The 4689-nt window shown below is 27.7% G+C and carries 3 protein-coding genes and 1 pseudogene; all 4 read left to right on the top strand.

Annotation, left to right across the window (positions count from 1 at the left end):
• On the top strand, positions 1-597 hold a 597-nt coding region (locus M8044_RS02255; protein WP_273585433.1), incomplete at its 5' end, for a hypothetical protein.
• Positions 598-615: 18 nt separating this feature from the next.
• Positions 616-2109: a replicative DNA helicase gene (locus M8044_RS02250; protein ID WP_273585432.1), complete on the top strand. Its 1494-nt coding sequence runs from the start codon at positions 616-618 to the stop codon at positions 2107-2109.
• 12 nt (positions 2110-2121) lie between these two features.
• Positions 2122-3446: pseudogene (locus M8044_RS02245) on the top strand (toprim domain-containing protein).
• A gap of 162 nt (positions 3447-3608) precedes the next feature.
• On the top strand, positions 3609-4250 hold the full coding sequence (locus M8044_RS02240; protein ID WP_273585431.1) for a phase variable surface lipoprotein: 642 nt from the start codon (positions 3609-3611) through the stop codon (positions 4248-4250).
• Positions 4251-4689 lie beyond the last annotated feature (439 nt).

The raw sequence follows: 4689 nt of genomic DNA, 5'->3' as shown, positions 1-4689 counted from the left end.
AACGAAGATTTTTACCACATTAAACAATTCAATATCAACACTCAATGTGTTAATATTTTAAAAAAACTTTTTCATAAATCATCATTTTTACTTAATTTTCATGAATATATGTGTCATCATCACCATTTACTTAATCAATATTTAATTAATAACAACTATCACTCACAAAGTCAAAAAGTCATCCGTGGCAAAATCAACGAATACTTAATTTTACTCTATTGTCAAAACCAAGGAATCATCAATTTATATCCTCAAGCTTATTTATTTTTTATCCCCGACATTAAATTTGATTTAGTGTTATTTACGAAAACAAAAAGAATTATCGCTTTTAATTTTAAAACATGTCTTCGTGATCGATACAAACAAGCCATGGTAGAAGCCCAACAACTCAAAAAACTAGATACTCGTTTTGAATTTTATTTATTAACCAACAACGCCGTGGAAACTCAAAGATTAAATAAGAAAATCAATCAAGGGAAAATCCCAGGAATTAACCAAGTGATCGATTGTTTTTCACCGCAAGCGAATGTCTTTTTAAAAACTCTACTTACTCACCAATTCCTCCCTTTTAGTGATATTAACATGATTAAAAAATAAAAAAGGAGTTAATATAAAATGTTAACCAACGAACAAAAAGCGTTAAAACAAATCATTTCCTATCTGAACCAAAATAAAGCTGAGAAATTAAGTTTTTATTTTCAGCTCATTAATCCACAATCTTTTTTAGATAAACAACATACAAAAATCTTTCAGGCCTTAAAATATTTAACTTTAAACCAGACAAATACTCATCCCTTTGATAAAATCAAATCTCAAACGGAGATTATCCAAGAATTACTCACCTATCTTCAAACCCATTTTCCCCAAGATAACTTTACGAAAGAATCATTATTTTTTTTAAGTAATGATGTTAATGAAGAAAATAATCTTGATTTCTTAGATAACTTAAAACACACCTATACCCAAGAAAAACTATTCCAACAACTCTTAAAAATCATCAGTCCTTCTTTTGACAATAAAGATCCTTATCATAAGCACTTATATTACAAAGAAATCTTTGATAAATTAAGAAAATTTATGGCTTTCATTCCCCACAAATCAGATAAAACCTTATTAACTTTAAACCAAATGGCTTCTTGTCATCCTGAATTTTTCAATTTAACTAAAGAATCTAAACAAAAAATCCAAGAAGAATATTATCGTTTATCGGAAACCTTCAAAGGATTAAATCAAGCCACCAAAGGCTTTAAAAAGGGTCAAATCATCACCATTGGCGGTTATACAGGTTTAGGAAAAACAACTTTTGTTTATAATCTTTTGTTAGATATCACTAAAACTAAATATCAAGAAACTCATCATCATCCTCATCTCTTAGTTTTTTCTTATGAAATGACCTTAGAAGAAAATTTAAGTCGTTTATTAGCCCACATAACTAAAATTCCTTTAGATGTTATTTTAGATAAAAATTTCGAAGATTCAAACATCACACAACATAATTACACGGAAAGAATGAATAACGCTCAACAATTTTTTTCCAAACTTAACTTATCATTTAGTTACGATAAAAGCAAAAGCATCGATTATGTCATTGATTTAGTTTATCGTTTACATTTAGAAAACAAAGCTGAAATAATTGTCATCGACCATCTCCAAATTACTAAAGCTAGTAATCATTTAGAAAATGATCGTCTCGCCATTGACGAAATAATGACGAAACTCAAACAATTAGCGATTGAATTAAACATCGTCATTATCATTCTCTCACAATTTTCGAGAGATACATACAGTAATTACCAAGGTAAATCCCCTGAAATCACCGCTTTAAAAGGAAGTGGTGGCATCGAAACCAACTCCGATATCATCTTAATGATGTCTGAATTTCAACCCAAACTATCCAAAGACCAAGAAAAACCCTTAAATATCTATAATCAAAATTGTAATCAATTATATTTAGAATCAAAAAATAACGAATCTCAAAAAATCATTGAATTAGCTATTAAAAAGAATCGAAGTGGTACGAAAAAAAACTTAGTTTATCACTTTGAAATGAGTACCCAAAACTTCCAAGAAATCGGTTATATTTTACCTTATCCCTTAGAAAGTTATTAAGGAGAAAACTCAATGAATTATCAAGAAAAAATAAAACACATTCAAACCCATTTCCCCATGTCGGTTTTATTAAAAAAATTAAAAATTTTACCATTTAATTTTAATATCAACCACCGTTTTCCTTGTCCCATTCATCAAGGAAAAAATCCCACTTGTTGTCATTTCACTTCTACTAATAAAATTCATTGTTGGAAATGTGGAAAAGATTTCGATATTATTGATGTTTATATAGCTATCCGTCAAATTAAATCCTTTCATGAAGTGATTTACAGAATAGCAGGATTTATGAATTCTCGCGAATTTAAAACCTTAAGTCAACAAGAAAAAATAATCACTAAAACAACTATTAACCCTTTTCAACAACCATATCTTCCAATGAAACCAAAACAACCAATTGACGAACAAAAAATTAATATCAAAAAGAAACAATTATTTAAAGAAATCTCACCCTTATTCAACCAAATTAGAGATTATTATCATTATTTATTGACTTCCAACCGAAATAACGAAAGTCAACCAGGATTAACTTATTTAACTCAAAAAAGAAAATTAACTCTAGAAACCATCAAAGAATTTAAACTAGGTTACGCCCCGTTATCTAATAAACCTTTATCTTTTAGCCTAATAAATTATTGTAAAAAGAAAAATATTAATATCGATAAATTAGTTGAATATGGTTTTATCAAAAAAAAACCAGTCAACAATGTAAAAAATATTTTCATGATACTTTTCATGGTTCCATCATTATCCCCATTGAAAATGGTTATCATCAAACTTTTCATTTTTATCAAAACCATTTCCGTGAAGTTTCTTACTTTCAACCTAAATACCAAGCTTTAACTAATTTTAGTCAAACCCCGACCTTTCATTTTAGTTATCGTTTTTTTGAAGCCTTACCTTCTATCAAACAAACAAAAACCATTATCATTCATGAAGGTTTTTTTGATGTCATTAGTTGTTGGCAAAACGAGATTAAAAACGTGGTCGGTCTCATTTGTGTCGCCCAACTACTTTCTCAATCACAAATAGAAATTCTAAAAAAAGAAAATATCAAAGTCATTATCGCCTTAGATAACGACGAAACAGGCCGAAAACGAAGCGAAGCCTTAGGAGAACAACTAACCTCACATCAAATCCCTTATGAAATCAGAAGGATTTTACCCCCTTACGACCAAACTTGTAAAGATGTCGATGATTTATTACGTCAATACGGAAAAGAAGCTTACCAAAAATGTTTTTTAGCTCCATACATTACTTATGAAGAGGCCAAAAAGAAAATTATCGTTGATTTAGCCGTTCATTTCTTTGGAGAAGACAAAGTTGAAGTAATTAATTAAAATTATTACTTTGTTACACCAATATATAACATCTATACGCATATAAATACATTAAAATACCCCCATAAACGCGTTATATACCCCTAAATTTTGCGATTTTATTTTCGCAAATTAGGGATTATTTATTTTTATAACAAACAACCAACCTAAAGGAGAAAAAAGATGAAAAACGAAACTAGTCAAGAAATTAGAATCGGGGGTTGGAACACGAAAACCACCCCTAACGATTTAACTCAAATTAAAAACTTTTTAAAAATATTAAAAGAAGATTTAATCAATCTCACTATTATTGCTCATTCTAAAAAGAAAAATACCTACCAAGAAGCCAATTATCGCCCGAAAAACCAAACTCTCTTTGTCGATCCTCACATCTTAGAAGAAATGAAAAAAACGAAAATCACCTTAATTAATGATAATTTTTCTTCTAGTAATAGTAAACTATTACTTTCTGATTTAACCCCTATTAAAAGCCAAAATAAACTCCTTAAACACCTCTATCTACTATTTCAAATTAACTACCAAAATGAAACTAAAAATCAAGTGAAAGAATTGATTGGGAAAATTGATGTCAATAAGTTAGAAACTTTACAATTATATCAATTAGACCCTCAAAAGCTAGATAAATATCAGAAACCCACGAAAACTAACTATACAAAAGGGTTAAACATTATTTATTATCGAAAAGAAGATTTAAAATATCTTCAATCTTTTTTAACAAAAGATAAACAAGGTTATCGGGTGAAAAAGTTACGTTCTGGTTATTTATCCAATTTAAATAAAAAAGAATTAAAAACAAATAAATAATTTATAAAATTACCATTTTATTACCATTAAGTTACCTTTTTATTACCACTTTATTACCGTTTTATTACCATCTTATTACCACTTTGTTACCATGTTACTTTTCATATATCCTTTTTAACAAAAAGCTTATTTAAGGAGTGATATTTGATATTTTATATCGATAATGATAATGATACTCGATATTTGATATTATCGCATTATCATTTTTCATATCATTATTATTTATCGATATAATAAAACTTCTTTTTTAGGTAATTTTATTTTTTAATTTATTTGCATCATTAAAACAACTTTAATTTTAAATTAATTGCCTTACCAAGTATTAAAATATTATGTATTAAACAAAAAGAAGAACGCGCTGAAGCGCTTATTTATCCAATAAAAAATCTTTTAGAGTTATAATAGTTGATATATTTAAAATAATTTATAAAGATAATTG

The organism is Columbia Basin potato purple top phytoplasma (assembly GCF_028595955.1).
GTDB lineage: Bacteria > Bacillota_I > Bacilli_A > Acholeplasmatales > Acholeplasmataceae > Phytoplasma.
This window is presented reverse-complemented; position numbering and strand designations above follow the sequence as displayed.

Excerpts from the sequence above, each read along its gene's own strand:
- M8044_RS02250 (WP_273585432.1), top strand. The coding sequence starts at position 616 with ATGTTAACCAACGAACAAAAAGCGTTAAAACAAATCATTTCCTATCTG.
- M8044_RS02240 (WP_273585431.1), top strand. The coding sequence starts at position 3,609 with ATGAAAAACGAAACTAGTCAAGAAATTAGAATCGGGGGTTGGAACACG.